The organism is Staphylococcus sp. HMSC13A10, assembly GCF_001808005.1.
Lineage (GTDB): Bacteria > Bacillota > Bacilli > Staphylococcales > Staphylococcaceae > Staphylococcus > Staphylococcus pasteuri.
Map to the genome: position 1 here is coordinate 116,103 of NZ_KV791823.1, position 23,221 is coordinate 139,323.

Below are 23,221 nucleotides of genomic sequence, written 5' to 3' on the forward strand. Positions count from 1 at the left end.
CAGTTCACTTCCTTAGAACATGTTTCTAATCCTTGTTAAATCATCTATTTTATTTTCAGTTTCCTTATCTTTAAAAATTAAATTGCATACAGAATATCGAAGTGCATCTATGCAATGATTATATGTATCTACAGGTTCGTTATAGTATTCGCCGGTATTTTTATCTTTTTTCCATGTATAGTTATCTAATTCTTCAATAGTTTTAAAACATCGTTCATCAACTATAATTTCAAATTGACTAATAAATTGAATTCCGGCCATAATGCTATCTTTACCTTTGATTGCAGGTTTAATTCTTCCTATACCATGCTTTCTAATCTCAGCTATACTTTTTTGTTCAGCTGAATCAGCAATTATCACTTCTTTACTAAATCCTAAACTTTTAATAAGTTTAGCTATTTCATCGTTCAACATTCCTTTTTTGACATACTCTGAAATAACATAGAGTTTCTCATTTTCAACATCTACTTTCACATGAATAAATGCACTTGGATCGTTGATATATCCAAAATCCAGTCCAAAATATGATGGTAAGTGTCTAATTTCATCAGTATTAATGATTCGTTTTTCATATTTTGGAAAAACTAATTTATCTAATGTAGCGAACTCTCCTAACGCATATATTTTGTAATAGGCTGGATTTCTATTAGCAAGTTGTTCTAGCGTATCTTTAGTCATATCATCTAAAAATTTATTATCCTTATAACTTGATTGTCTAATCAATACATCTTTTAATGGATTACTAGTTTCAAAAAATGCTTTATAAACCCAATTTAATTTTGATACTGGGTTAAACATTAAAAAAATTTGTTTGTTCAAGTGTTTTCTTTCTCTTAAACGAAGTGTCAATTGTGTGTAATCATCTAAAGTAAACTCAGACGCTTCTTCCATCACAATATCTGATACTGCTTTAATAGATTTAATTTTTTCTGGATTATCTAAACCTTTAAATAAAAAAATAGCGCCATTAGGTAGCACTACTTTGTTATCAGTTTTATTCCATTTACATAAATCCCAAATTTTAAAATCAATTAAGCAGCTTTTTACATCTTCAAATATACTTTCACTTATTGTTGATTGGACTTTTCTAAGCCAAAGTACTTTACGTGGATATTTCCACTTTTTCAATGCTTTTAATACTACTTTTTGAACAACGCCATGTGATTTACCACTTGAACCACCACCATAATGTACTTCAGTAACATGTGAATAATCGTTAATAATTTCGAATATATTTTTATTAAACACCTTATTAGGATATTTAATATTTAACTTAATCGTCGTCATTATATTCACCAATATTGATTTCAATATTTTTCTGAGTGATTTCTTGTTCCACTTTATCTCTGTATTTATGCGGTAATCTATTTTTTAGGGCAAATATTAGTGATGTAGGATTTGGATGTTCATATTTTTTAATTTTTACTATATTACCTTTATTTGTCACGGTTTCTTCTTCGTAATAATAGCCTACTGCCCTTTTATGTAAAGCGTTCTCTAACTCATAGTCAGATACTTCTTTGCCTCTTTTTATGGCGTCTAAAAAGTCTGGTATATTCTTTTTCCATTTAATTAATGTATGTTTTGAAACACTTAAATTCTTAGCAATTTGTTCATCAGTTAGTCCATCACGTTTCCAACCTTCAACTAATCCCAATTTACTTTCAATATCTAATTTTTCATATAAACCTTTTCTAGCCATTCCATATATCACCAACTCTCACGCTAATAGCTTTTTAATTTTTTTGCATTAAAAAAACGCCAATTAAGGCGCTATTTTATAATTTACAATATTTTTCGTAATATTCTCTACCTTTATCGGTAATATTAACTGTTATATTATCAAGACTTTCCTCAGTACCGTCATAACCTTCTACTTTTATATAACCTTCTCTAGATAAACTTTCAATCTGTTCGTGAGACGGAACCGCATGTAAGTTTTGCCCTAGGGGGTTTCCATAATACTGTACTAAAAACTGACATATTTCCTTGTTGTTCATTTGTATTCCCCTTTTGTTTTAATTTGCCTTACACAACTATATTACATTGTTATGCATTAAATTACCATAGATTTAAATAGCAAAAACCTACCCGATTTTTCTCTCAGATAGGTTTAGGGAGGAGAACATATAATGTCAAAAATCTTAGGACACCTTGGAGAATTTCACTTCTCCTATATATGTATCAAGATTAAGACAAAAATTCATAATAAAAATAAATTCTCTATCAATTCATTATCAATTTTCTTTTGCGCTCTTTTTAAAAAGTTTTGAACTGTACCAATTTTTATATTTAATAAATCAGCACATTCTCTATAAGATAAATGCTCACACTTAACCATGATAAAACATTCCAACTCTTTAGTCGTAAGTTTCATTAGCGCATAACTTATTTGATTATCCATATCATCAATAACATCATGATATTCCATATTAGATACTTTTTTATACATAGATTCATCACAAGCTTTTTCTAAAACTTGTTGATCTACTAAATAACATTGAGATTTATCAATAGCATTATAGTTTCCAGGTTCATGTCCAGTAGTTAACCATTCGATAGTGTAATCAATATCTTTTAATATATCTTTATAAACAGTTAAGTCATCTATTTCATCTGTATTATTTTGTTCCAGTTCTTTAATTTTATTAAGTACGTTCAACCTGGTATTCCTATACTCTATTAATAAATCTCTCATGTTGTCGTTCTCTCCTGATGTTTTAATTCTTAAATTGATTCACTGTCTTCAAACTGTTTCCTAACTTTAATTCTCAAATCAATAATTTCTATTAACATAACGAATATTAAAATTGGTAAAACTAAATTTAATTGCTCAAATAAAATTGAAAATGTAAATAAAAATGTTATTCCAAAACTCAGTACAATACCTAATATAAGTCTTAAATAATAAATAGAAACTATAGACATTAAGTAAAATATACTAATACATATAGCTAAACTAATTAATGTGATTATTGTTGTCATTGAAAAGCACCTTCTTCACTTATTTATAAATACCTTGATACCTTAAACGTAACCTTTGTCTATATCTGCAATTCCATCTTGCCTAGTATGGTTAAGTTTCATTTTCTTTTTGTATGCATCGATGAGTTGGTCAATAGAGTAAATGTTGTATGCTATATCGAACACCACAACAACAGTGAAATAGTCAGGATAAAATTCGTTATAAACCAAATCAGGTAAACCTAAAATTGCATCTTTAGCAAATTCTTTATTATTAAAATCAAACATTTCTTTAAATAGTTCATCTTTAAAGCTTTCTTTTATTGATTCAACTATTTCTTTAGCATTTGAACTTGTTTGATTCGCAATACTTAATCCAAATGCCAACATATCCGCTAACTCGTCTAGTTGAACATCTAACGGTTTGCCTGGTTTCTTCTTCCAGTTCTTGAACGTTTCTAATGTGTCAAACCATTCAAAAAATTCAACTACATATGCAATCTTGCTATCTTGCAAATTAAGTGTCGGTATTCTACCGTCAAAGTCCTCTTGTATCTGTAATAACTCTTGTAATTGATCTACTGTTAATTGATTAGTCATTATTAACCTCCTGTAAAATAATTTTTAATATCTGACAATCTTTATAATCCAATGTTTCATACTTTCCTAAATCTAATACGTGGCTGAGATTGCTTTGTATTTCATCAAATACTTTTGCTTTTCTTTCAACATTTACTAAATCCTCGTCCAATAACTCAAAATCTTCATAAATATTACCGATGACATCTAAATTCAAATCAAATTCACATAATTTATAACGAATAGTAGAATAATTATCTTTAGTTCCATCTATTGCACAAAAGCCACCATCTTTAAAAATGATTTGAGCGTTATAATCTATACCATCGCTAGAAAAAATACGTACAATATCTCCTTCGTATATCTCAATATCATTCACATCTTTAAGTCCTGTAGACATCATCACTACTCTATTTATAGAACCATCACCATTAATAATGTCTAAATCTTCCATGTGGCTGAATGTAATTTTGAATGAATCATCAAAATCTTCTCTCACACCATAACTCATACCTTTTCCTGGAAAGATTTCTTCTCTTACTGCGTCCCATTCTCTAAATTTCAGTATCATTCCACCATCGCCCCATTTTTATATATACAAACAAATTCCTTCGTCACTTTGTCGTAATGATGAATAGTAATATCTTGAATTAGTTCATCAGTGGTCACACTCAATATTTCTTTAATTGAAATTTCTTTAAAAACACCTTCAGTTGAATGCCATTTTTCGTCAACATCTCTCCCCATGGCAACTACTCCAAAAAGTTGAGTTTCTAGTGTTAAAGGTTCTTCAATTTCTACTTCAAAGAAAGAATCTTTCACTATAAAATCTCCACATGTATCAAAATCTCCGAAATCATTGAAATATACTAATTCATCTCTGTTACTTATAAATCCTTGATTTTTAATATTGTTTTCCCAAGCCCACTCAATTAATTGATGTAAATTCATTTCTACTTTACGTTTAATTTTTGACATTTTATTCCTCCAATTTTTGTTTTATGTTTTGCATTTTGCGTTTTAATTTTTGAATGCTTTAGTTGCAAAATTTAGCAAATCAAAATAATATTTTGATGCTTTTACTTTTTGTGGATATTTCTTTAAGTGCAATTTCTCCTGTTGTCTTTTTTCTTGGAGTTCCTTTTTATAAACTGAGCGCCGTTGCTTTGACAATAGATTTTGCTTTCTAATTGCTATCATTTTGTCAAAATCTTTTCTAGACATACGTTTTGGCTGATTCACTATATAAAATCTTGGCCAACCATTTTTAAATCTATTAACAATTAATGATCTTGTAATACCAAGCTGTTTCATCTTTTTCACTTCGTCGCTATTAAATATAAGTTTATGGTCTCCAATTTTTACTTTGTAAGGTTCTTTGTCCAAATGCTAATCACCCCACTGTTCGTTTAATTCTTTTAAAAATCTAGCCCTATCTTCCTCAAAATTTTCGTCTACTTCGTCTTGATATTTGTCTCGATTTTCAATCCAGTCTGGCGTTTTCTCTTTACTTTGTTGGAATTGTTTAGGTTTGGTGTATTGATCTCTTAATGCTTTTTGTTGAATTTCATAAGCTCTTATTTGATCAATTGAATTCAAGTTTGATTGTAACCAGGAATTTAAAATGCTTTTAGCATAACCCCAATTCACTTTGTTTCTGTCCTTTGCAATTTTAAGTGCAGCTATGACTATTTCGTCTGAATCATGAGAAAAGTTATCAAGATAATAATTTAATTCTTCGACAAGATATTGAGTGATAAAGCCAAATCCATTTTCTTGGAAGAAGTCGAAGGCTTTATACTTCTTCTCCTTCTTCTCATTCTTTACATTCTTATCATTCTTTATATTCTTTACATTCTTAGTCTTGTTCAGTGATTTGTTCAGTGTTCTGTTCAGTCTATTGTCTCTCTTTTGTTCAGTCTGTTGTTCAATGATTTGTTCACTTTGTTGTTCAGTTGGTTGTATAGTTTGTTGTTCATTTAATTGTTCAGTCTGTTGTTCAATCATATGTTTTTTAGTTTCTTCTTTTCCTTGATAAACCTCGTAGTTATGCACTTTAATGGTTGTTCCGTTTTTTGTCTTTTTAGTGTTTATCATGTTGTCTTTTTCTAACGAATTTAAATAGTTTCTCACGGTATTTCTAGACACGTTCCAACGTTCAGATAATTTCAATTCTGATGTATGGAATGAACCTCGTTTCAAAAGGACTAAATTTCCACCAATCATCACTTTTTTATCAGAATGATTTGTTAATAATAAGATGTCTAACCACCATTTAAATCGTTTGGAATCTGCCCATATCCAATGATCGATTATTTTACGATGTATTTTAATCCAACCTGTCATCTAACCACCTCTTTTAAATACGACCAATTAAAAAGGTAAATCATCATCTGTTATATCAAATGAATCACTCATATAAGGATTATCTGGACTGTCTAAACTAGTTTTTTTCTGCTCTTTAGTATAGTTTTTCTCTTCGTCTTTAATGTCATATTTTTCATATACAGCTGTACCATCAAATTTCCAAAATCTCTTTAAATTCGTAACCCATTTGTCAGTATAGTCATTAAATTTACGCTCTAATTCAATGTTTATTGGCTTACCTATTAAATCTCTTTCAGTAAATTTAAATTGCATATTATTACCTTTAAGCCCTAATACACTTAAGAATGTATATAGCCAATCACGTGCATAATTATGTTCCATATCAGCATTGGCGTAATGAACAAATTCTCCTTCTTCTTTATGTATAAATGTAATTGCAAATTGTGGATGTCCATTTTTGGATTGTTTAGCCTCAAAGTTTTTAATTTTCACGCTATAAAGTCCAGGTTTCATATAATTACCTAATTCTTGCGCACCATTAAGATTAATATTAAAATTCATAGTTCTTACCACCCTTTAAATATTTATTAATTTCCATTTCTGATTGCTTCTACAAGGTCATTTACGCTAGGATTAATAAACTTCTTATCTCTAATTTTGACATTGCTAGCATGCCTTATTTTAGTTTCAAATAATGAAGATGGTTCAGCATTTAAAACATATTCAAATCTCTTCCCTTCACTATCACTGTGTTCTTCAATTGTCATTCTTGCTAAAACATCAGACTGGCTTAAAATAGCCTTTCTAATTTGTTCTTGTGCCTCAATAGTGATAGTAGGATTGATTGTGCTACCTTCTTCGTCTTTATCTTTATTTATGCCTTCATGACCACTTATAGCTAAATGAAATTGATATTTCTGTTGAATTGTTGATATATACCTATACATTTTTACTATTCGGGAAGCACACTCTCCCCAATCATTGAATGTAGGATTCCGTCTTTTACCATTCATAATCTCATCAATAGTTATATCTCTTAGCTTTTGAATGGTTTCTATCACAACAACATCAATATTTTTTCCATAATCACGTAATTGTTGAATAATTTCTGGCAGCTTCTTTATAACTAATCCAAAATGTTTATAATTTTTTATTTGAACAACAGCACTATCTTCTGTAACAGTAGTGCCATCTTCATTAATATCTAATACCAAAGCATTATTATCTTTAGTTAAAAATGTGGTTTTACCTGTCCCAAATTTGCCGTATATTGCAAATTTGTAGAACTTATTAGCATTTTGTTTACTTATATCTTTGACACCTAATTTTTCTAAAATACTGGGCTCGTGTGTCATTTAATCACCCACTTTGACTGAGTATGATGTTGGCTTTTGAACAAGGTAAATACCATCCAACATTTCACCATTTGAATCAATTAATCTTCCTGATTCAGTTACATTAAAATCTTTCTTAATATCTGTTTGATTTATTTTTTAGTCACTTTGATATATTTATCAAATCCGCGTTGTTCTAATTGATCAATAACGTTTTGTTCATTACTTAATTGAAGTACTTTTGAACCTTTGCGCGAAGTTACTTTTCCATATGGTGTATTTAATTTAAATTTATTATCTTGTTGACGCATCTCTTTAAAATATTCTGTAAGTAAATGCTCAAAATAAGTTTTATGATTTTTTAATTGCTCAGTTTGGATACTTTGCCAATCTTTGATTCTGTCAATTTCTTGACTAGCAAGCTGATTAATCTCATTTTCTTTGGCATTGATTGCATCAAGCTTTTTAAATGCCCAATTTGCTTGATCTAAATTAGTAATTTTAAACGATTCTTCTTGGTGCTCTATACTTTCAAATTCTTGTTGTTGTAATTCATTCATTTAATCAAGCTCCTTTCTTAACCAAAATTTGGCCACGCATAACAGCAATAATATAATTTTTCATTCTTTCGTGTGATTCAGGATATATTTCAAAAATTTGTAGTAGTTTGTTATTGGTTTTATATCTATTGTGGTAATGTAAGAAATTAATAATAATTTCTTTACGAGGCGTTCTTTCGATTTCGAGTATACAAGTTTGGTCTGATTTCTTTAATTCTTCAAAAAGTTTTTGATATAGTTCATACATGTCTTGTTTTGAATTATTTGTCATTGTTGTTGTCCTCCATTGTTGGTATAATTCAAGTGTGTTATTTTTTAATTACTGATTGCTAATTGCCGTTAGCAGTCAGTTTTTTTATTTTTAATTTTATTTTCTAGGTATAAATATAGTGCTAATCCAATAAAAAAACTTAATACTATTGAAGTCGTAAAATATATACCTATAAGCATAAATACAAATGATAAAATCAATGTTAAAAAATATGCTGCAAAGAATGGAATTTCACTTCTACTTATAATAATCATCTCCAAAAAATTAAATTCCTAAATTTATGTTGCAAACCACTTATTTTATATTTAAATCAACTGTATAATTTAATTATCGCTACTGCGATGAACGGGGGTGAAAATTGATGGACTTTTTTCAATCAACATTATTTTCAAATATCATTGCTTTAGTGGCTTTGATAATAGCTATTGTTAGTTTCATCTATACATTTATAGTTAATCGTCCACATATTGATTTAAGTGATCATGATGTAGAGGATTTAGAATATCATAGTGACTTAATCAAATTTAGTTTCATCCTTTGTAATACTTCATCAACTACAATTGTTGTTAAAGAAATTAATTTATACAGTAATGAAGGTGCTAAGTTATTACACAATGAAGTTAAACCTCCTGAAAAAGAATGGTTAAAATACCCTAATCCTTTATTCTCGCCATATAATTCTTATCAATTTAGGACGAAGGAAACCTTTATACCAGAAGCCAAAATAGAATTTTCTTATTACTTAACTGATAAACCCAAAGTAATTGAAATTAACACTAATAAACTTATTAATGGATTTAGCCACAAACAAAAGTTTATTTTTTAATGTTTATAAATGTTGTTAAAGTTATGAAAACAATTGTTAAAATGATACAAATATTAGTGAATAATATAATATTCCCTCCTATAAATAATCATGTATTAGATTAAACTAATTAAGATAAATCCATGGAACAACTTTTAACATTTATTGCGTTAATATTTTTTATAATCAATTCAAATATTTTCTCACCCATAGCATTCCTAATCTCTTCCGCCAAGATGACGATTAGGAGTGCTATTTTTAATATTTTAATTCTTTCAATTACGCACCTCTTAAATCACTAAAATTAACTACTCTATTACTCTCAATTTTTAATTTCACTTGTTCCTTCTTTATCTTTTTTACACATTCATTCAATTCATCTTTATCTTTAAATTTTTCTAATAATGATTTGTCATTTAATAATTGTTTGATCATGTACATTACTCCTCTAAATATTTATGAACCTAGTCGATTAATTACAGTTTGATAAGCGTCTAAAACTTGAGGATAAAGATATAAAACACGAGTGCCTAAACGCCTAGTAACTTCTACAATTTCAGGTTCACAGACAATTTTATTTTGTAATGTTGATTGACTTAATCCAGTAATTTTGACTAAGTCTTTTATATCTACAGTTGCAACTTGTCTTTTATATTTGTTTAAAATTTCTTCAACTTTTTCGTTAACTAGTTCATTAATTGTTTGTTCATCAAGTTGAATGTTTAACATAGTTCTCACAACCTTCAATTCAAAACTATTGAACTTTAGTATTAAAAAAATAAGATGCTATATCTGATTTCTTAATACCCAAAAGCTTAACGGCCTTGATTATTTCTCTATCCTTCCATCCAACTTTATTATTTAATTTTAAAGATAGACTTCTTTCAGAAAGCTTCATTGCTAATGCAAAATTACATCTACTACCATATTTCTCTACTATTTTTCCATTTAAAACTGAATAATCAAAATACATAAAGAGCTCCTCCTTTCTAGTTCAATTTTTTTGAACTTTGTAAATATAATTTATCACACTACAAAATAAAGAGCAATACTTTTGTTGTTTATTTTTGAATTTTTAAATTGAACTTTTATTCAAGTTTGTCTATAATTAGTTTATAAATTGAATAGGAGGAAATCATAAAATGAGAGAATCATTTAGTTCTAGATTAAAAAAAGCAATGTCTGAGAAAAAAATGAAGCAAATAGATATAATAAATAAATCTAAGTTACTAAGTGATAACGGTGCTAAAATTACAAAAACCGATTTAAGCCAATACGTAAATGGCAAAACTACACCAGGACAAAAGAAGTTATATATTTTGTCCAAAACTTTAGATGTAAGCGAAGCTTGGTTACTTGGCTATGATGTTTCATCTGAGCGTCCTAGTGATGAAGAAAGACGACAGTTAAGCCATAATAAACAAATTATAGCGGCACACATTAGTGATGATGTTACAGATGAAGAAATGAAACATATAATAAAATATATAAAATTTATTAAAGAAAGCAAAGGCGATATATAAAGAGAATGCTAATTATACTAATAATCATATTAGAATAAGTGTGTTCTCTTTTTTTATATATAAATTTTGCATTTAGTTAACTTCTGAAGAGATTGGTGATGATAAACATAAAAATTTAAATTTCAATTTTATAAATATAAATGAAAAGGAAGTGATCTACTATGCAGACTTGCAAGGAGATGATAAATAAAATTGAAGTAAAGTATATTGATTGCCCTCAAAAATTAGAAAGCTGTGTAATTGGTAATACACTATATATAAATAAATCTATAATACCAGATTTAACTATTAATGAACCAATAACGTCATATGGCAAAAGGAAGTCATACAAAACTAGTTATTTATCAAGTAATGGTATTTTAGAATTAATCCCTCTCAACCTACTTATTGATGCAATTGAAAGTCCTCATTTAAATTCATTTTCAAATCTAGCAATCCACTTTGATACTACTTCAATTTTTATTAAACAAAATATCACATTTTATAAAATCAAATATCCAAATTTAAAACATTTCGACAAAATTACAGATTAACTCATTACAACTTAAGAAATAAACAGCTAGGAGATGGTTAAATGGCATATTTTGAAAAAAGAGGAAATAAATGGAGATATAAAGTACATTATCTAGATGAACTCGGAAATAAAAAATATATTAGCCGTTCAGGTTTTAAAACTAAAGCAGAAGCCAAAAAAAAACGCATTAGAAACTGAATTAAATTTAAAAAAAGGCTTTAAAGAAGAAAAACATTATTCTCTTAATGAATGGCTTAATTACTACCTTGAAACTTGGCGTAAAAATAAAATAAGCGACAATTCATATGAAATTGAACAATTTTCTAAAAAGAGAATTTTAAGTTTCTATAACGATGTTGATATTAAAGCTATAACACCATCCATGCACCAAAAATTTATAAATCATCTTATAGATAATGGCTATAGTAAATCAACTCTATCAAAAACACATAATTTGCTTAAACGTGCATTAGAACGTGCGAAATATGATAGGTTAATCTATTTTAATCCATGTGATGGAATTACACTCCAACATAAAAATTTGAAAGAACAAGAAAAAGCTAAATACTTACCTAAAGAAAAAATACGGCCATTTTTAGAGACTGTAAGAAAAAGAGATATGTATCAGTACTTTTTATTTAGAACATTTATAGAAACTGGTATGAGAATTGGAGAAGCTAGTGCTTTAAACTGGAATGACTATGATAGAAAGAGTAAAACAATAAAAATAAATAAAAGCTATAACCAAAAGAAAAATACATTTGGTCCAACTAAAAATAAAGAGAATCGAACTATATTTATTAGCGATGAGTTGGCAAATGAACTATTCAAATTAAAATTGTTACAAAATGGTAATAAAATTGCGAATAGTGAGTTATATAATACAAATTATGATTTTATCTTTTGTAATGAATTTGGAGACCCGCTTCCACGATCTACTACACATAACACTATGATTTATGTTACACGTAAATTATTAGGTGAAGGTAATGAGTTAAGTATACATAAATTAAGACATACTCATGCAACTTTGTTGTTAGAAAGCAATGTACCTATGAAAGTGATACAAGAACGATTGGGTCATAAAAGTGAAACAATCACTAGTGATGTTTATAGCCATGTAACAGACAAAATGAATGAAAACGCTAAAGATAATTTTGAAAAGTACATAAAAGATGTTTTTTAAACTTAGTTGCCCAAAAGTTGCCCAGTTATCAATTTTATCGTTAAATTTCTTATATTAGTTGCCCATTTTAAACAAAAAAGAGCTAAAGCAAAAATGCTCTAGCCCTTGATATAACAATATTCCCCAATATTGTTTAGCGCTTTAGTATTGTTTCATGTACTGATCTCTTTCCCATTCAGATACTTGAGTTCTATAGTAATCCCATTCAATTGATTTTGAATTAAGGAATTGGTTATAGATATGATTACCTAAAGCTTTTTTGATTGTTGGATTTTCACGCATAGCTTTTAACGCAGTGTATAGTGTTGAAGGTAAGTCTTCAATACCTACAGCTTCACGTTCTTCGCGATTCATTTCGTAAATATTTTGGTTTACTGGTTTAGGAACTTCTAATTTGTTTTTAATACCGTCTAGTCCAGCTTCTAAGATTGCTGCTAATGCCATGTATGGGTTAGCTGCTGGGTCTACTGAACGTACTTCAACACGAGTAGATAAACCTCTTGAAGATGGTACACGTACTAATGGTGAACGGTTTTTACCACTCCATGCAATGTAACATGGTGCTTCGTAACCTGGAACTAAACGTTTGTATGAGTTTACTAATGGGTTACAAACTGCAGTGAATCCACGTGCATTTTTAAGAATACCAGCTGTAAATTGGTAAGCTGTATCTGTTAATTCCATTTCGCCATTTGGATCATAGAATGCATTTTCTTTACCTTTGAATAATGATACGTTAAAGTGCATTCCGCTTCCGTTTACACCGAATAATGGTTTTGGCATAAATGTCGCATGTAAGTTATGTTTACGAGCGATTGTTTTAACAACTAATTTAAATGTTTGGATATTATCACATGCTGTTATCGCATCTGCATATTTAAAGTCAATTTCATGTTGTCCAGGTGCAACCTCATGGTGACTTGCTTCGATATCAAAGCCCATGTCCTCTAATTCAAGAACGATATCACGACGACAGTTTTCACCTAAGTCTGTTGGTGCTAAGTCGAAGTAACCACCATCATCATTTAATTCTAATGTTGGTTCGCCTTTTTCATCTAATTTGAATAAGAAGAATTCTGGTTCAGGTCCTAAGTTGAAATCTGTGTAACCTAAATCTTCCATTTCTCTCAATACACGTTTTAAGTTATTACGTGGGTCACCTTCAAATGGTGTACCATCTGTTTTGTATACGTCACAGATTAAACGTGCAACTTTACCTTGACCAGCTGTCCATGGGAAGATTACCCATGTATCTAAGTCAGGTTGTAAGTACATGTCAGATTCTTCGATACGTACGAAACCTTCGATAGATGATCCATCGAACATCATTTCGTTATCTAATACTTTCTCTAATTGGCTTACTGGTACTTCAACATTTTTAATTGTTCCTAATATATCTGTGAATTGTAATCTTAAATATCTTACGTTCTCTTCTTCAGCAAACTTACGAATATCATCTTTTGTAAAACTACGTTTAGGCATACTTAAAATCCTCCAAATTTTATTTTATAAATCGGGATAAATCTCCTCGATTTATTGGCAAAGTTTCGCCATGTGGTTTTTGAGTTGCATCTACAATCATTCTTTTTCTAGTTTCTTGTTCGTCTGATGTTAAGTGATTTTGTTGATTATGAATAATTTGTTTAATACCTTTAATATTAAATCCTTTTTCAATTAAAGATTTAATTTCTAATAATCTTTCCAAATCATTCAGCGAAAATAATCTCTTATTTCCTTCAGTTCTTGCCGGCATAACTAGTTCATGTGTTTCATAGTAACGAATTTGTCTAGGACTTAATTCTGTTAATTGACTAACAACACTCATGGAGAATACGGCCATATTTCGTCTGATAGAATCATTAGACATCTATAACCTCTCCTCCACTTTTGAACTTGTACTTAATTTAGCATAGTTTAGCTCATATTACAAAAATATGTTAGGTTTTCTGACATATGCTCTCAAAATACTGATTTTATTGCATTTTCCACCCCTAAAAGTATCTCTTTTTAACCAAATACCCTATATTTCGAAAAATAAATTTAAAATTTTCTGATAAAATAAGAAAAATCTCGAAGTTTTAAATTACTCTGAGATTATCTCAATGTTACACAAGCCCTTGTTCTTTTAATTGTTTGACTGCTCGTGTGACTGCTAGTTTAACATGTTCATATGTTAATCCACCTTGAACATAAGCTTCATATGGTTCTCGTATAGGACCATCAGCAGATAATTCAATTGAAGATCCTTGTACAAACGTACCTGCTGCCATTATCACGTCATCTTCGTATCCTGGCATATAGCTTGGCTCAGGACTAAAGTGTGCATTAATTGGTGACGCATGTTGTATACTCTGACAAAATGATATCATCTGTTCTTTTGTATCAAATGTCACTGTTTGTATTAAATCAGTACGTTTAACATTATATTTTGGTGATGTTGTCATATTTAATTTTTCTAATAATAGACTAGTAAATAAAGCACCTTTTAAACTTTGACTTACAACGTGTGGTGCTAGGAAGAAACCTTGATACATTTCTTGTAATGAATTTAAAGAGGCACCTGCTTCTTTACCAATACCTGGAGCAGTAAGTCTATAACCGCAACGTGCTATTAAATCTTTTTTCCCTGCGATATAGCCTCCAATTTTAGCTAGCCCACCACCAGGATTTTTAATTAATGAACCAGCTATTAAATCAGCGCCTACTTCGATAGGTTCTTGTTCTTCAACAAATTCACCATAACAATTATCTACAAAAATAATGACATCAGGATATTGTTCTTTTATTGCTTCTATTGCTTCTTTTATTTCATCAACTGGAATAGATGGTCGTTGATCATAACCTTTAGAACGTTGTATTGCCACAACTTTAGTTTGTTTATTAATAGATTTCAGAACCTCTGGTATATCAATTTTACCTTCATTTAATGCAACTTCATTATATGTAACACCATGTTCTTTTAAACTTTCAATCCCGTTTCCGTTCACGCCTATAACTTCTAGTAACGTATCATAAGGACTTCCAGTGATATATAATAATTCATCACCATATTTTAAATTACTTTGTAATGCTAATGTGATTGCATGAGTACCAGAAATAATTTGTGGACGTACGATAGCATCTTCGGCTTTAAATGTTTTAGCATATATTTCTTCTAAATGATCCCTACCAAAATCATCGTACCCATAACCAGTCGTACCTAATAAGTCACTTTCTGTCGCTTTCACCGCATGAAACGCGTCTAAAACTTTTTCCTGATTAATTAAAGCAACACGTTCAATTTCTTTAAAATATGGAGATAATGTATTTTCAACGTCTTCAATAAGACTTGTCATATCTGTCATCTTACTAACTTCCTTTATATTTTTTTATATCCTTTAATTTCATATGTCGCATCATTTTCATTAAATTCTAATTCACTTACTAATGTATGTTGTTTTAAGAAATATAATCGATCAGCATCAGAACTTGGTACAGTTTCTTCATAGTAAGTTAAATTATCTTTAATTTGATTAATTAATAAGTCTTTAACTTTATCTTTGTCACTATCGTAGCGACTTGATACAAATACATATGGATTGTTTGAAACTGGTAAATCCATTTGGCTATCACACTGGTCTTTTTTATTAAAAATAACGGCTTGTGGAATTTGATCCATGTCTAATTGTTTAATCAATTGATTAACCGTATCATACTGTGAACGATACTCTGAATGACTTGCGTCTACCACATGTAATAATAAATCTGCACCTTTTGCTTCTTCTAACGTTGATTTAAAAGCAGCAACTAATGTGGTAGGTAACTTTTGTATAAATCCAACTGTATCAGAAATAATTAAGTTAAAGCCTTCATTGATCTGAATTTGTCTTGTTTTAGGATCTAATGTGGCGAACAACTGGTTCTTTTCATAAGTTGTTTCATTAGCAAGTACATTAAACCATGATGATTTACCAGCATTGGTATAACCCACTAAAGCAATTTGAAATACTTGATTCTGTTCACGTTTACTACGATAACGATCTCTATGTTCTACTACCGTTTGTAATTGATGTTTAATTTCGTTCATTCTAGTACGAATATGTCGACGGTCCATTTCAAGTTTCGTTTCACCAGGACCTCTAGTTCCAATTCCACCACCAAGACGTGATAAGCTACGTCCATGTCCTTGTAATCTAGGTAATAAATAATCAAGTTGTGCAAGTTCAACTTGTAATTTACCTTCTCTACTTTTAGCTCTTAGTGCAAATATTTCAAGTATTAACTGTGTTCTATCGATAATCTTAATGCCCAAATTACCATTTAATGTTTTAGATTGAGCTGTCGTTAATTCATCATTCGTTACTACGACATCAATATCATGAAATTCTATAAAAGCTTGTATTTCTTCAATTTTCCCTTTTCCAACATAGTATTTATGGTCTACTTGTTCTCTATTTTGAGTAATTTGACCTTTTACATTTAATTGGCAAGTTTCTGATAAAGCTTCTAATTCTTCCATTGTTGATTCAAAATTAAATTGATTATCATTTTGAGCATGTACACCGATTAGTACAGCCGTTTCCAATTTTTTCTTTGTATCATGTGTTGATAGCTGTGCCATGATATACATCTCCTTTATATTTTCTTCTTAAGTATTTTATCATAGTGCCAATATAAAGACTATTCGTCCATATTATGTTAAATTGTAAGTAATTCGAAAGGGTGGTATTATGGAAAATATTTATGATTTCGTAGTAGAAAAAAATACTGGAGAAACATACAAGTTAGAAGATTATAAAGATTATGTTATGTTAATCGTTAATACTGCAAGTGAGTGTGGTTTCACACCTCAATTTGAAGGATTACAACATCTTTATGAAAAATATAAAGATCAAAAATTTATTATTTTAGGATTCCCATGTAATCAATTTGGTGGGCAAGAACCTGGTTCAGGTGAAGAAGCTGCACAAAATTGTAAATTGAATTATGGCGTTACTTTCCCTATTCATCAAAAAATCGATGTTAAAGGTGATAATCAACATCCATTATTCCGTTTCTTAACAGATGCTCAACACGGTATGTTTAATGAAAAAATTAAATGGAATTTCACAAAATTCTTAATTGATCGTAACGGTAATGTGGTTAAACGTTTCTCTCCACAGAAAAAGCCAGCACAATTAGAAAATGAAATTGAAAAATTACTTTAATCAGATTACTAAAATAAAATTATAAATTTAAAAGCTTCAATTAAAGTTGGGTTCGTGAGCTGAATGTTAGCTCTGCCAGCTTTAACTGAAGCTTTTTTACATGAATTAATACAAATACGATAAAGCACGAATGAGAATGATATTAGAGAAATAATCCATTATATTTCTGTTACCATTCCCACTATTATGTAACTATTGCTACGTTCATTGAAAGTTGTGCTTTAATGCACTTCAATTATTACTTATTCTTCTGATGTTGATTCATTTTCGTCATCAATCATGAAAGTGCTGATCGCATGTTTGTAAATCAGATGTTGTTTTCCTTGAGAAACCAGACGAATTACCTGATCATCGAAATCTTCAATAGTTCCTTTCATTTGGAACCCATTTAGAAAGAATACAGTAACTTCTGTTTTTTCTGATTTAAAGTTCTCTAGTGCTTGATCTTGGATGTTTTCGTTTGCAATCATGTTCAGTACTCCTTTTATTTATTTGGGGTGTAATCTCATCTAACATCATTTGAAGCGACATTTTCTCTCTATCTAACCAGTGAACGTTCATTTTATTTTTAAACCAAGTCAATTGACGTTTCGCATATTTTCGCGAATTTTGTTTTAACTTTTCAATGGCTGTTTCTTTATCCATGTTCCCTTTAATAACAGGTATAAGTTCTTTGTATCCAATTGCTTGCATACTTTGACTTGATTCATAACCTTGTTCAACTAAGTATTGCACTTCTTTAAATAATCCGTGGCTCAACATAATATCAACACGTTTATTTATTTTTTTATATAATGTTTCACGCGACATTTCAATCCCTAATAATAATGTATCATAATTTTCGGTGAATTGTTGAACTTTCTTGCGATAACTTAAAAGTTTTTTTGTTTTTAAATAATATTCTATCGCTCTCAATACTCTTTTTCTGTTATTTGGATGTATATTCGAAGAAGATTCAGGGTCAAATGTATTTAGATAGTCATGTAAATCAATATTATTTAATTGTTCCAATTCTTTTAATTTAGTATTAACTTCATTCATTTTTTCATCTGATACTGTTTCGTCTTCAAATTGATAGTTATAAAGTAAAGACTGAATATATAATCCTGTACCACCTGCAACGATTGGTGTTTTACCTCTATTAGTTATATCTTTGATACATGCTTCTGCTCTTTCTTTAAATGCATAAGCAGAGAATGATTCATCTGGATTTAATATATCTATTAAGTGATGTGGAATACCATCCATTTCTTCTTTAGTTACTTTAGCAGTACCGATATCCATTTGTTTGTATACTTGCATTGAATCTCCGCTAATAATTTCGCCATTACATCGTTTGGCTAATTCTATACTTAATTCTGTTTTACCGGATGCTGTTGGTCCAACAATGACGATTAGAAATGGTTTATCTGTACTATTCATGCTATTCACTCACTTTATTTTTCTTTAAAATTTGTTTTTTAATCCATTCAAACATATGTTGCCAAGTTGACAAATAATCGTCTTCAAATAAAATTTCATGACGTTTATTTTTATATAATTGTACGGTGATATGTTTAATACCCGCTTTTTTATAAATTTTACCTAATTTTTTAATTCCCTTCCCGTATTCACCAAAGGGGTCATCTTTTCCTGATATTAAAAGAATAGGCAGATTGTGATTCATTTGTTTTAACGATTTTACATTTGCAGTATCCATCATGTATTTAACGGTTTGATAAATAAGTTGATTAGATACTCTGAAGCCACAATATTCATCATCAATAAATTTATTAACTTCTTCTCTTTTTGTAGAAAGCCAATCACTTTCTGTCTCAGGTTGGTCAATTTTTTTGGTGAATGATTTATTCATTAATCGATTAACCCATCTAATACGACGACGTTTTCCAGCAACAATTGTAAGTAATTTTAACAATATCATTGTTGGAATGCCTTTCCATTTTGGGAACATACCTGTACCAGTTAATATAAGACCATCTGCAAATTGAGGGTATTGTTTTACAAATAGTCTTGCAATGATTGAGCCCATTGAATGACCTAAAATAATGTATGGTAATTCAAAATGACTATCATATAACGTTTCAACTATTTCGTATGCATCGGCAGCGACTTGAGACATATCATCAAAATGACCTCTTTCTTTTTCGTCAATATTTTTACCATGTCCTCTGTGATTATGTCTGATAACATCATAGCCTTGTAAATTTAAAGCTTTGACTAATTCATCATAACGATCCATATGTTCAGCCATACCATGAAAAAGATGAACAATGCCTATAGTTTCATTATTTGCTTTGTCTATTTTCACTTCAATCATTGTTCCATCTTCCACTGTGATATTGAATTGACTTTGACTCACATATATACCCCCAAAATTTCTAAAGTTCATTTATATTATTTACGTTAAACAACCATATTATATTCAATATACCTTTTGATAACATTGTAATCAAATTGTATGCATAATAAATAGTTATCTACTTATAAGATGTTTATTTTGATTAAAAAAAGTTGTATTACAAAGTATAACATTTCGCATAAAAAAACTACTAGTATTGAGAGTATATCTCAATACTAGTAGTTCAACATCATGATATTTATTCTTTAACTGCAGGTTGGTTATTACCTGATTGTGCTTCATCAATCGCTTTATTTACTTCTTCAGTATAAGCTTGTTTTTGAGCATCGCTATATTGAAGCATATCTGCTAAAACATCAATAACTGCATCTTTGTAATTAAGTACATCATCAATATTAAAGTATAATTTACCAGAACGACGTACTAAGAAGTCAGTTGGTTTAAATACCATTTCTTGTTGAATACCATAAATTAATTCAACATAAATTTCTAATGGTAATTTACTGTTATGATATTGTGCTGTTTGAGCAATATTGAATAAATCGTCAACGTTAGAACCATATTTACTTGCTAAACGATAAGCAACGTCTTCGTCAATGCCAAATCCTTTAGCTGCGTTAACTTTTTGTTTAACGAAATTGTCGAAGTTTTTACTTCCGCCTACGTCACCACCAGAGATTTTTAATTCTTTAGTTGCACATGGTTTGAATGTTAAACCGTATTCTTTTTTAAGACGTTTAGCTAATAAATCTACAATTTCTAATGCCATATGACGGTATCCTGTTAACTTACCACCAGCGATAGTTAGTAATCCAGATTCGCCTTCCCATACTTCATCTTTACGAGAAATTTCTGAAGGGTCTTTACCTTCTTCTAAAATTAATGGACGTACACCAGCCCAAGTTGATTCGATGTCTTCATCTTTAACTTTAACTGATGGGAACATGTAATTAATAGCTTCGATTAAATAATCTCTATCTTCTTGAGTTGTTAATGGTGTAGCTTTCTCATTATCATAAAATGTGTCAGTTGTACCAACATACGCTTTTCCTTCTCTAGGAATAGCAAAAATCATTCTGCCATCTTTTTCAGTATCAAAGTATACTGCTTGTTGTAATGGGAATTTAGATTGATCAATAACAACATGCACACCTTTAGTTAAACGTAATTGTTTGTTGTTTCTTGCATAGTCTCCACTTCTTACTTCATCAACCCATGGTCCTGAAGCGTTAATCACTTTTTTAGCTTTAATAGGATAAGTTTCATTATCGATCATATCAACGACTTCAATACCATTTACTTTTTTATTTGAGTCATAAGTGAAATGTTCTGATTTAGTATAGTTAATGATTTCAGCACCTTTTTCGGCAGCTTTTTTCATAACTTCAATTGTTAATCTTGCATCATCTGTGCGGTATTCAACATAATAACCGCCACCTTTTAAGCCATCTTGTTTAACTAATGGTTCTTTATTAAGCGTATCTTGTTTAGATAGCATTTTTTTACGTTCTGATTTTTTAACGCCTGCTAAAAAGTCATACATTGTTAAACCAATAGCAGTAGTAAATTTACCGAATGTACCGCCTTTATGCATTGGTAATAACATCCATTCTGGAGTTGTTACGTGTGGACCATTTTCATAAACAATGGCACGTTCTTTACCTGTTTCAGCTACAACACCTACTTGAAGTTGTTTTAAATAACGTAACCCACCATGTACTAATTTAGTAGAACGAGAACTTGTACCTTGTGCAAAGTCTTGCATTTCTACTAATGCTACTTTCATTCCACGGTTACTTGCATCAAGTGCAATCCCTGCACCTGTAATTCCGCCACCAACGATGACAACATCATATTCTTCATTTTTTAAATTTCTTTTTATGTGATCCCTTTTAAGTGTTGATAAACCCATAATTCAACGCCTCCTAATTAGTATAAAAAAAGAGAGACTTATCCCACAATTACCATTTAATTGTACGAATAAATCTCTCATGTCTCGATTTCTTTATTAACTTATTTTAAGTATAACATAAATAAGAAAATCAAGTCTATCTTATGCTTACAAATTATTAATATCTTAATTCCTAGTCTTCTAGTTTAAATACTTGTGTAGCTTCTACAGCTTTTTTCCAACCTTTATATAGTTTCGCGCGTTGCTCTTCTTCCATTTTTGGTTCGAATTCTTCTTCAAGTTTCCATCTGTTAGCAATATCATCTTTGCTTTCCCAGAAGCCTACAGCTAAACCAGCTAAATAAGCAGCACCTAACGCAGTTGTCTCTTGAATTTCTGGACGTTCAACTGGTGTATCAACAATATCAGCTTGGAATTGCATGATAAAGTTATTTTTAACTGCACCACCGTCTACACGTAAGTTTTGAACTTCGATGCCTGAGTCTTTAGACATCGCTTCCATAACATCGCGTGTTTGATAACAAAGTGATTCTAATGTTGCACGGATGAAATGTTCTTTTTCAGTACCACGTGTTAAACCAAAGATAGCGCCTCTTGCTTCAGAATCCCAATAAGGTGTTCCTAAACCAACGAATGCTGGAACTACATATACACCTTCAGTTGAATCTACACGTGTAGCATAGTTTTCAGTTTGTGGCGCTGAATTAATCATTCTTAATCCATCACGTAACCACTGAATTGCTGAACCGGAAACAAAGATTGATCCTTCTAAAGCATAATTTACTTTACCGTCAAGACCGTATGCAATTGTAGTTAATAAACCACTGTCAGATTTTACCGCTTCTTCACCAGTGTTCATTAACATGAAACCACCAGTACCATAAGTGTTTTTCACATCTCCACGATCAAAGCATGCTTGACCGAATAAAGCAGCTTGTTGGTCACCTGCGATACCAGCAATTGGTACATTTTGACCAAAGAAGTGATAATCCACTGTATGTGCATATACCTCACTAGAAGGTTTAACTTCAGGTAACATGTTTTCGGGAACTTCTAGAATATCTAATAATTCTTTATCCCATTTTAATTCATGGATATTAAACATTAATGTACGACTAGCATTAGTATAGTCAGTAATATGCGCTTCTCTACCTGATAACTTCCATACTAACCAAGAATCAATTGTGCCGAACAGTAAATCACCGTTATTAGCTTTTTCTCTTGCACCCTCAACATTATCTAAAATCCATTTTACTTTTGTACCAGCAAAATACGGATCTAATAAAAGACCAGTTTTATCACGGAATAAATCTTCATGACCTTGTTCTTTTAAATCATGACAAATACTTTGAGTTTGACGAGATTGCCATACAATAGCATGGTAAATTGGACGGCCAGTATTTTTATCCCATACAACTGTTGTTTCACGTTGGTTTGTAATACCTATACCTTCAATTTGCTCAGCTCTTACATCTTGTTCATTCATGACTTCTGCCATTACAGATAATACAGATGTCCAAATTTCATTAGCATCATGTTCTACCCAACCAGATTGTGGAAAATGTTGTTTGAATTCTCGTTGTGCTACACCTTTGATTTCTCCGTCTTTATTAAATAAAATCGCTCTTGAACTAGTTGTTCCCTGGTCTATTGATAAAATGTATTTTTCCATAATTATTTGACTCCTTTTGATGTCATAA

31 protein-coding genes and 1 pseudogene are annotated in these 23,221 nt (G+C 30.2%); 6 read left to right on the forward strand and 26 right to left on the reverse strand.

Annotation, left to right across the window (positions count from 1 at the left end; translation table 11 throughout):
* Nucleotides 1–12 precede the first annotated feature (12 nt).
* From HMPREF3125_RS00545 to HMPREF3125_RS00610, 14 genes and pseudogenes are all read right to left on the reverse strand, one after another.
* The gene (locus HMPREF3125_RS00545) at nucleotides 13–1,287 is read right to left on the reverse strand and encodes a PBSX family phage terminase large subunit (RefSeq protein ID WP_047447314.1); all 1,275 of its coding nucleotides are present in this window, start codon (nucleotides 1,285–1,287) and stop codon (nucleotides 13–15) included.
* Complete coding sequence (locus HMPREF3125_RS00550; RefSeq protein ID WP_070451267.1) at nucleotides 1,274–1,702, reverse strand: HNH endonuclease; 429 nt, start codon at nucleotides 1,700–1,702, stop codon at nucleotides 1,274–1,276. The genes HMPREF3125_RS00545 and HMPREF3125_RS00550 overlap by 14 nt, the downstream gene beginning before the upstream one ends.
* 76 nt (nucleotides 1,703–1,778) lie before the next feature.
* On the reverse strand, nucleotides 1,779–2,000 hold the full coding sequence (locus HMPREF3125_RS00555; protein ID WP_070451269.1) for a helix-turn-helix domain-containing protein: 222 nt from the start codon (nucleotides 1,998–2,000) through the stop codon (nucleotides 1,779–1,781).
* Between the two features lie 203 nt (nucleotides 2,001–2,203).
* Nucleotides 2,204–2,698, reverse strand: a complete 495-nt coding sequence (locus tag HMPREF3125_RS00560; RefSeq protein ID WP_070451270.1) for a sigma factor-like helix-turn-helix DNA-binding protein — start codon at nucleotides 2,696–2,698, stop codon at nucleotides 2,204–2,206.
* 29 nt (nucleotides 2,699–2,727) lie between these two features.
* Nucleotides 2,728–2,985 carry a hypothetical protein gene (locus tag HMPREF3125_RS00565; RefSeq protein WP_070451272.1) on the reverse strand — a complete coding sequence of 86 codons (258 nt, stop codon included), beginning with the start codon at nucleotides 2,983–2,985 and terminating at the stop codon, nucleotides 2,728–2,730.
* A 42-nt stretch (nucleotides 2,986–3,027) separates the two neighbouring features.
* On the reverse strand, nucleotides 3,028–3,564 hold the full coding sequence (locus tag HMPREF3125_RS00570; RefSeq protein ID WP_070451275.1) for a dUTPase: 537 nt from the start codon (nucleotides 3,562–3,564) through the stop codon (nucleotides 3,028–3,030).
* Nucleotides 3,557–4,114 carry a YopX family protein gene (locus HMPREF3125_RS00575; protein WP_070451277.1) on the reverse strand — a complete coding sequence of 186 codons (558 nt, stop codon included), beginning with the start codon at nucleotides 4,112–4,114 and terminating at the stop codon, nucleotides 3,557–3,559. The genes HMPREF3125_RS00570 and HMPREF3125_RS00575 overlap by 8 nt, the downstream gene beginning before the upstream one ends.
* Nucleotides 4,111–4,521, reverse strand: a complete 411-nt coding sequence (locus HMPREF3125_RS00580; RefSeq protein ID WP_070451279.1) for a hypothetical protein — start codon at nucleotides 4,519–4,521, stop codon at nucleotides 4,111–4,113. Before HMPREF3125_RS00580 ends, HMPREF3125_RS00575 begins: the two co-directional genes overlap by 4 nt.
* Before the next feature lie 42 nt (nucleotides 4,522–4,563).
* Complete coding sequence (locus HMPREF3125_RS00585) at nucleotides 4,564–4,929, reverse strand: SA1788 family PVL leukocidin-associated protein (protein WP_070451281.1); 366 nt, start codon at nucleotides 4,927–4,929, stop codon at nucleotides 4,564–4,566.
* Between the two features lie 3 nt (nucleotides 4,930–4,932).
* Nucleotides 4,933–5,889 carry a DnaD domain protein gene (locus HMPREF3125_RS00590; protein WP_070451283.1) on the reverse strand — a complete coding sequence of 319 codons (957 nt, stop codon included), beginning with the start codon at nucleotides 5,887–5,889 and terminating at the stop codon, nucleotides 4,933–4,935.
* Between the two features lie 27 nt (nucleotides 5,890–5,916).
* Nucleotides 5,917–6,432 carry a DUF669 domain-containing protein gene (locus HMPREF3125_RS00595; RefSeq protein WP_070451285.1) on the reverse strand — a complete coding sequence of 172 codons (516 nt, stop codon included), beginning with the start codon at nucleotides 6,430–6,432 and terminating at the stop codon, nucleotides 5,917–5,919.
* Nucleotides 6,433–6,458: 26 nt separating this feature from the next.
* The gene (locus tag HMPREF3125_RS00600; protein WP_070451287.1) at nucleotides 6,459–7,226 is read right to left on the reverse strand and encodes an ATP-binding protein; all 768 of its coding nucleotides are present in this window, start codon (nucleotides 7,224–7,226) and stop codon (nucleotides 6,459–6,461) included.
* A pseudogene (locus tag HMPREF3125_RS00605) lies at nucleotides 7,227–7,765 on the reverse strand (host-nuclease inhibitor Gam family protein).
* A gap of 4 nt (nucleotides 7,766–7,769) precedes the next feature.
* Nucleotides 7,770–8,036 (reverse strand): hypothetical protein, encoded by a 267-nt coding sequence (locus tag HMPREF3125_RS00610; RefSeq protein WP_070451289.1) that lies wholly within the window; start codon nucleotides 8,034–8,036, stop codon nucleotides 7,770–7,772.
* A gap of 361 nt (nucleotides 8,037–8,397) precedes the next feature.
* Between HMPREF3125_RS00610 and HMPREF3125_RS00615 the strand changes: the two genes are divergently transcribed.
* A complete protein-coding gene (locus HMPREF3125_RS00615) occupies nucleotides 8,398–8,862 on the forward strand; it encodes a hypothetical protein (RefSeq protein WP_070451292.1) in 465 nt (154 codons plus the stop codon).
* 258 nt (nucleotides 8,863–9,120) lie between these two features.
* Here the strand turns inward: HMPREF3125_RS00615 and HMPREF3125_RS12750 are convergent, their stop codons facing one another.
* The 3 genes from HMPREF3125_RS12750 to HMPREF3125_RS00625 are packed head-to-tail and all read right to left on the reverse strand — an operon-like array spanning nucleotide 9,121 to nucleotide 9,814.
* A complete protein-coding gene (locus HMPREF3125_RS12750; protein ID WP_176745264.1) occupies nucleotides 9,121–9,276 on the reverse strand; it encodes a hypothetical protein in 156 nt (51 codons plus the stop codon).
* Nucleotides 9,277–9,297: 21 nt separating this feature from the next.
* Nucleotides 9,298–9,570, reverse strand: coding sequence for a hypothetical protein (locus HMPREF3125_RS00620; protein ID WP_070451294.1), 273 nt, complete (start codon nucleotides 9,568–9,570; stop codon nucleotides 9,298–9,300).
* 25 nt (nucleotides 9,571–9,595) lie between these two features.
* On the reverse strand, nucleotides 9,596–9,814 hold the full coding sequence (locus tag HMPREF3125_RS00625) for a DUF739 family protein (protein WP_070451296.1): 219 nt from the start codon (nucleotides 9,812–9,814) through the stop codon (nucleotides 9,596–9,598).
* A 169-nt stretch (nucleotides 9,815–9,983) separates the two neighbouring features.
* Here HMPREF3125_RS00625 and HMPREF3125_RS00630 point away from each other — a divergent pair, with 169 nt between their 5' ends.
* The 4 genes from HMPREF3125_RS00630 to HMPREF3125_RS00640 all read left to right on the forward strand — a co-directional run bounded on the left by HMPREF3125_RS00630 (nucleotide 9,984) and on the right by HMPREF3125_RS00640 (nucleotide 12,064).
* Nucleotides 9,984–10,364: a helix-turn-helix domain-containing protein gene (locus tag HMPREF3125_RS00630; protein WP_070451298.1), complete on the forward strand. Its 381-nt coding sequence runs from the start codon at nucleotides 9,984–9,986 to the stop codon at nucleotides 10,362–10,364.
* A 161-nt stretch (nucleotides 10,365–10,525) separates the two neighbouring features.
* Nucleotides 10,526–10,897: a hypothetical protein gene (locus HMPREF3125_RS00635; RefSeq protein WP_070451300.1), complete on the forward strand. Its 372-nt coding sequence runs from the start codon at nucleotides 10,526–10,528 to the stop codon at nucleotides 10,895–10,897.
* 41 nt (nucleotides 10,898–10,938) lie between these two features.
* Nucleotides 10,939–11,076: an Arm DNA-binding domain-containing protein gene (locus HMPREF3125_RS12925; protein WP_252457966.1), complete on the forward strand. Its 138-nt coding sequence runs from the start codon at nucleotides 10,939–10,941 to the stop codon at nucleotides 11,074–11,076.
* 91 nt (nucleotides 11,077–11,167) lie between these two features.
* The gene (locus HMPREF3125_RS00640; RefSeq protein WP_256278043.1) at nucleotides 11,168–12,064 is read left to right on the forward strand and encodes a tyrosine-type recombinase/integrase; all 897 of its coding nucleotides are present in this window, start codon (nucleotides 11,168–11,170) and stop codon (nucleotides 12,062–12,064) included.
* A gap of 141 nt (nucleotides 12,065–12,205) precedes the next feature.
* Here HMPREF3125_RS00640 and glnA read toward each other — a convergent pair whose 3' ends face one another.
* The 4 genes from glnA to hflX all read right to left on the reverse strand — a co-directional run bounded on the left by glnA (nucleotide 12,206) and on the right by hflX (nucleotide 16,664).
* Nucleotides 12,206–13,546 (reverse strand): type I glutamate--ammonia ligase, encoded by a 1,341-nt coding sequence (glnA, locus tag HMPREF3125_RS00645; RefSeq protein WP_029055421.1) that lies wholly within the window; start codon nucleotides 13,544–13,546, stop codon nucleotides 12,206–12,208.
* Nucleotides 13,547–13,565: 19 nt separating this feature from the next.
* Nucleotides 13,566–13,931 carry a MerR family transcriptional regulator gene (locus tag HMPREF3125_RS00650; RefSeq protein ID WP_017638328.1) on the reverse strand — a complete coding sequence of 122 codons (366 nt, stop codon included), beginning with the start codon at nucleotides 13,929–13,931 and terminating at the stop codon, nucleotides 13,566–13,568.
* A 238-nt stretch (nucleotides 13,932–14,169) separates the two neighbouring features.
* Nucleotides 14,170–15,408 (reverse strand): methionine gamma-lyase family protein, encoded by a 1,239-nt coding sequence (locus HMPREF3125_RS00655; RefSeq protein WP_070451303.1) that lies wholly within the window; start codon nucleotides 15,406–15,408, stop codon nucleotides 14,170–14,172.
* A 14-nt stretch (nucleotides 15,409–15,422) separates the two neighbouring features.
* Complete coding sequence (hflX, locus tag HMPREF3125_RS00660; protein ID WP_029055423.1) at nucleotides 15,423–16,664, reverse strand: GTPase HflX; 1,242 nt, start codon at nucleotides 16,662–16,664, stop codon at nucleotides 15,423–15,425.
* 109 nt (nucleotides 16,665–16,773) lie between these two features.
* On the opposite strand from hflX, the gene HMPREF3125_RS00665 reads away from it, so the two are divergent.
* Nucleotides 16,774–17,250, forward strand: coding sequence for a glutathione peroxidase (locus tag HMPREF3125_RS00665; RefSeq protein WP_029055424.1), 477 nt, complete (start codon nucleotides 16,774–16,776; stop codon nucleotides 17,248–17,250).
* 242 nt (nucleotides 17,251–17,492) lie between these two features.
* Here HMPREF3125_RS00665 and hfq read toward each other — a convergent pair whose 3' ends face one another.
* The 5 genes from hfq to glpK all read right to left on the reverse strand — a co-directional run bounded on the left by hfq (nucleotide 17,493) and on the right by glpK (nucleotide 23,193).
* Entirely contained in the window at nucleotides 17,493–17,720 is a 228-nt protein-coding gene (hfq, locus tag HMPREF3125_RS00670) for an RNA chaperone Hfq (protein ID WP_017638332.1), read from the reverse strand.
* Nucleotides 17,674–18,672: a tRNA (adenosine(37)-N6)-dimethylallyltransferase MiaA gene (gene miaA, locus HMPREF3125_RS00675; protein WP_070451305.1), complete on the reverse strand. Its 999-nt coding sequence runs from the start codon at nucleotides 18,670–18,672 to the stop codon at nucleotides 17,674–17,676. Before miaA ends, hfq begins: the two co-directional genes overlap by 47 nt.
* 1 nt (nucleotide 18,673) lies before the next feature.
* Nucleotides 18,674–19,609, reverse strand: coding sequence for an alpha/beta hydrolase (locus HMPREF3125_RS00680; RefSeq protein WP_017638333.1), 936 nt, complete (start codon nucleotides 19,607–19,609; stop codon nucleotides 18,674–18,676).
* A gap of 238 nt (nucleotides 19,610–19,847) precedes the next feature.
* The gene (locus tag HMPREF3125_RS00685) at nucleotides 19,848–21,521 is read right to left on the reverse strand and encodes a glycerol-3-phosphate dehydrogenase/oxidase (RefSeq protein WP_070451307.1); all 1,674 of its coding nucleotides are present in this window, start codon (nucleotides 21,519–21,521) and stop codon (nucleotides 19,848–19,850) included.
* Nucleotides 21,522–21,693: 172 nt separating this feature from the next.
* On the reverse strand, nucleotides 21,694–23,193 hold the full coding sequence (gene glpK, locus HMPREF3125_RS00690; RefSeq protein ID WP_017638335.1) for a glycerol kinase GlpK: 1,500 nt from the start codon (nucleotides 23,191–23,193) through the stop codon (nucleotides 21,694–21,696).
* Nucleotides 23,194–23,221: the final 28 nt, after the last annotated feature.